This window comes from Streptomyces botrytidirepellens, from assembly GCF_003721215.1.
Classification (GTDB): Bacteria; Actinomycetota; Actinomycetes; order Streptomycetales; family Streptomycetaceae; genus Streptomyces; species Streptomyces himastatinicus.
Genome location: NZ_RIBZ01000559.1, coordinates 1 through 3,166, shown reverse-complemented (window position 1 = coordinate 3,166; position 3,166 = coordinate 1). Strand labels below are relative to the sequence as shown.

3 protein-coding genes are annotated in these 3,166 nt (G+C 71.0%); 1 reads left to right on the top strand and 2 read right to left on the bottom strand.

Annotated elements, in window-relative coordinates; all coding sequences use genetic code 11:
• Positions 1 to 39 precede the first annotated feature (39 nt).
• Both EEJ42_RS32790 and EEJ42_RS32785 read right to left on the bottom strand, forming a co-directional pair.
• Positions 40 to 396 carry a WhiB family transcriptional regulator gene (locus EEJ42_RS32790; RefSeq protein ID WP_009715345.1) on the bottom strand — a complete coding sequence of 119 codons (357 nt, stop codon included), beginning with the start codon at positions 394 to 396 and terminating at the stop codon, positions 40 to 42.
• Between the two features lie 179 nt (positions 397 to 575).
• Complete coding sequence (locus EEJ42_RS32785; protein WP_184503384.1) at positions 576 to 1,256, bottom strand: DUF1707 SHOCT-like domain-containing protein; 681 nt, start codon at positions 1,254 to 1,256, stop codon at positions 576 to 578.
• A 183-nt stretch (positions 1,257 to 1,439) separates the two neighbouring features.
• Here EEJ42_RS32785 and EEJ42_RS32780 point away from each other — a divergent pair, with 183 nt between their 5' ends.
• Positions 1,440 to 3,116 (top strand): fumarate hydratase, encoded by a 1,677-nt coding sequence (locus EEJ42_RS32780; RefSeq protein WP_123105597.1) that lies wholly within the window; start codon positions 1,440 to 1,442, stop codon positions 3,114 to 3,116.
• Positions 3,117 to 3,166: the final 50 nt, after the last annotated feature.

The following is a 3,166-nucleotide window of genomic DNA, read 5'->3' as shown; positions in this document are numbered from 1 at the left end:
GCCGCCATACGGCGGGGCCCGGCCCGTGACGCGAAGAATTCACCCGGCGGCGGCGACGCGCACGGCGCGCTGGAGCTCCGCCTCGCGGCGCCGGCGGCGGGCCAGCACCACCCGGCGCTCGGCCGCGGTCAGCCCGCCCCACACCCCGTACGGCTCGGGCTGGAGCAGCGCGTGCTCCCGGCACTCGACCATGACCGGGCAGCGCGCACAGACGCGCTTGGCGGCCTCTTCCCGCGACAGCCTGGCAGCCGTGGGCTCCTTGGAGGGGGCGAAGAACAGCCCGGCCTCGTCCCGGCGGCACACCGCCTCCGAGTGCCAGGGTCCGGCCTGATCCCGAGCGGGGGTGCGCTGCGGGGGCACGGCGGCGTCCAGCAGGGGCTGATGCGGTTGCAGCACGGTCTACTCCTGACGACGGCTCCGGTGTTCACCCTTGCCCGCCTCCCGCCGTACGGCCCCCATGTGCACCCCCATCAGCCGTACGAGAGACGATGCACCAAGCCTTACCCGCTGTGCGCACGCTTATGCACACGGTTGTCCCGACTGGAAATTCCGTATGCACAGCGGCTGTTCAGCCCTTATGACCTCAGGTTCTTCACACGTTTCCCGCGCTTCGGCTTGGCCTCGACCCCGCCGAAGAGCGCGAATCCGCTGACCCGGATCACCGGCGCGTCGGGGTCCGGGGCCTCGTGCTCCGCGACGTCCACGCCGCCGAACACGCCGGAGCCCGAACCGTGCAGCGAGACGTTCTCCGGGACCTTGATCTCCACCCCGCCGAACACCGCCCACGCCTGGATGACGATCTCCCGCTGCTCGAAGACCGCCTCGGTGAGGTCGATCTCGACGCCGCCGAAGACCGCGAAGGCGTGCGTACGGCGGCGGGGCCGCCAGCGGCCCTTGCGCACGGCGCCGCCGAAGACCGCGACCAGGTTCTCGGGGTCCCCGGCCGGGCCGGACGCCGCGTCGGACGGCAGGCCCGCCGCGGCGCGGGCCGGGCCCGTGGGCACGTCCCGGACCAGGGGCTCCAGCTCGCCGCGGGTCTTGGCGCGGTAGACCGCGTCGATCCGCTCGGCGTGCTCCTCGGGGTCGAGCCGCCCCTCGGCGAGGGCCTCCCGCAGGATGTCCGCGATCCGGTCGCGATCCGCGTCGGACGCGCGGATCTCCGCCTCCGCGACGGGCGCCGGGGCGGGCGCCGGAGCGGGGGCGGACTTGGTCAGGGGGACCGGCTGCTGCGACTGCTGCTCATCCACGCCCGACAGAGTACCCAGTCGCGATAGATCGCGACTAGGGGTGTGCGGCATCGCGATATGCGGTGGCACGGTACGCGGCGGGCTCCACTGAGCCTTACCTCACACGCTCCGGCTCCCCCGCCCCGTTCTAGGCTTATGCACGCGCTGTCGACGAAGTCAGCCGTAGCCCCCGTCGAGTAAGGAACGGCCGCGATGCCAGAGTTTGCCTATTCGGACCTGCTGCCCCTGGGAGAAGACCGGACTCCGTACCGTCTGGTGACCTCCGAGGGCGTGAGCACCTTCGAGGCCGACGGGCGCACCTTCCTCAAGGTCGAGCCGGAGGCGCTGCGCGAGCTCGCGGCCGAGGCGATGCACGACATTTCGCACTATCTGCGCCCCGACCACCTCGCCCAGCTGCGCCGCATCCTCGACGACCCCGAGGCCAGCCCGAACGACCGCTTCGTGGCGCTGGACCTGCTGAAGAACGCGAACATCGCGGCGGCCGGGGTGCTGCCGATGTGCCAGGACACCGGCACCGCCATCGTCATGGGCAAGCGCGGCCAGAACGTGCTGACGGAAGGCGGCGACGAGGAGGCCCTGTCGCGCGGCGTCTACGACGCGTACACCAAGCTCAACCTGCGCTACTCCCAGATGGCCCCGCTGACCATGTGGGACGAGAAGAACACCGGCTCCAACCTGCCCGCGCAGATCGAGCTGTACGCGACCGACGGCGGCGCCTACAAGTTCCTCTTCATGGCCAAGGGCGGCGGCTCGGCGAACAAGTCCTTCCTCTACCAGGAGACGAAGGCGGTGCTGAACGAGGCATCGATGATGAAGTTCCTGGAGGAGAAGATCCGCTCGCTGGGCACCTCCGCCTGCCCGCCGTACCACCTGGCGATCGTGGTCGGCGGCACCAGCGCCGAGTACGCGCTGAAGACCGCGAAGTACGCCTCCGCGCACTACCTGGACGAGCTGCCCTCTTCAGGCTCCCCGACCGGGCACGGCTTCCGGGACCAGGAGCTGGAGGAGAAGGTCTTCGAGCTGACGCAGAAGATCGGGATCGGGGCGCAGTTCGGCGGCAAGTACTTCTGCCACGACGTACGGGTCGTCCGGTTGCCGCGGCACGGCGCGTCCTGCCCGGTCGCGATCGCCGTCTCCTGCTCGGCCGACCGCCAGGCGCTCGCGAAGATCACTCCGGAGGGCGTCTTCCTGGAGCAGCTGGAGACCGACCCGGCGCGCTTCCTCCCGGACACCACCGAGGAGGAGCTGACCAAGGGCGCGGGCCCGGACCTGGACGCGGTCGCCGTCGACCTCAACCGGCCGATGGACGAGGTCCTGGCCGAGCTGACCAAGCACCCGGTCAAGACCCGGCTCTCGCTGACCGGCACGCTGGTCGTCGCCCGTGACATCGCGCACGCGAAGATCAAGGAGCGGCTGGACGCGGGCGAGGAGATGCCGGAGTACCTGAAGAACCACCCGGTGTACTACGCGGGCCCGGCCAAGACCCCCGAGGGGTACGCTTCCGGTTCGTTCGGCCCGACCACGGCGGGCCGGATGGACGCGTACGTCGAGCAGTTCCAGGCGGCCGGGGGCTCGAAGGTCATGCTGGCCAAGGGCAACCGCTCCCAGCAGGTGACGGACGCGTGTGCCGCGCACGGCGGCTTCTACCTGGGCTCGATCGGCGGCCCGGCGGCGCGGCTGGCGCAGGACTGCATCAAGAAGGTCGAGGTCCTGGAGTACGAGGAGCTCGGCATGGAGGCGGTCTGGAAGATCGAGGTCGAGGACTTCCCGGCGTTCATCGTGGTGGACGACAAGGGGAACGACTTCTTCACCGACCCCGGTCCGGCCCAGCCGTTCGTGAGCACCATCCCGGTCCGGCCCGGCGCCTGACCCGTACGCAGCCCGACGGCCCCGGCCGCGCCCCGTTCACCACGGGGGCG

Bases quoted from the DNA above. Each gene is read 5' to 3' on its own strand.
- EEJ42_RS32780 (WP_123105597.1), top strand. From the start codon at position 1,440: ATGCCAGAGTTTGCCTATTCGGACCTGCTGCCCCTGGGAGAAGACCGG.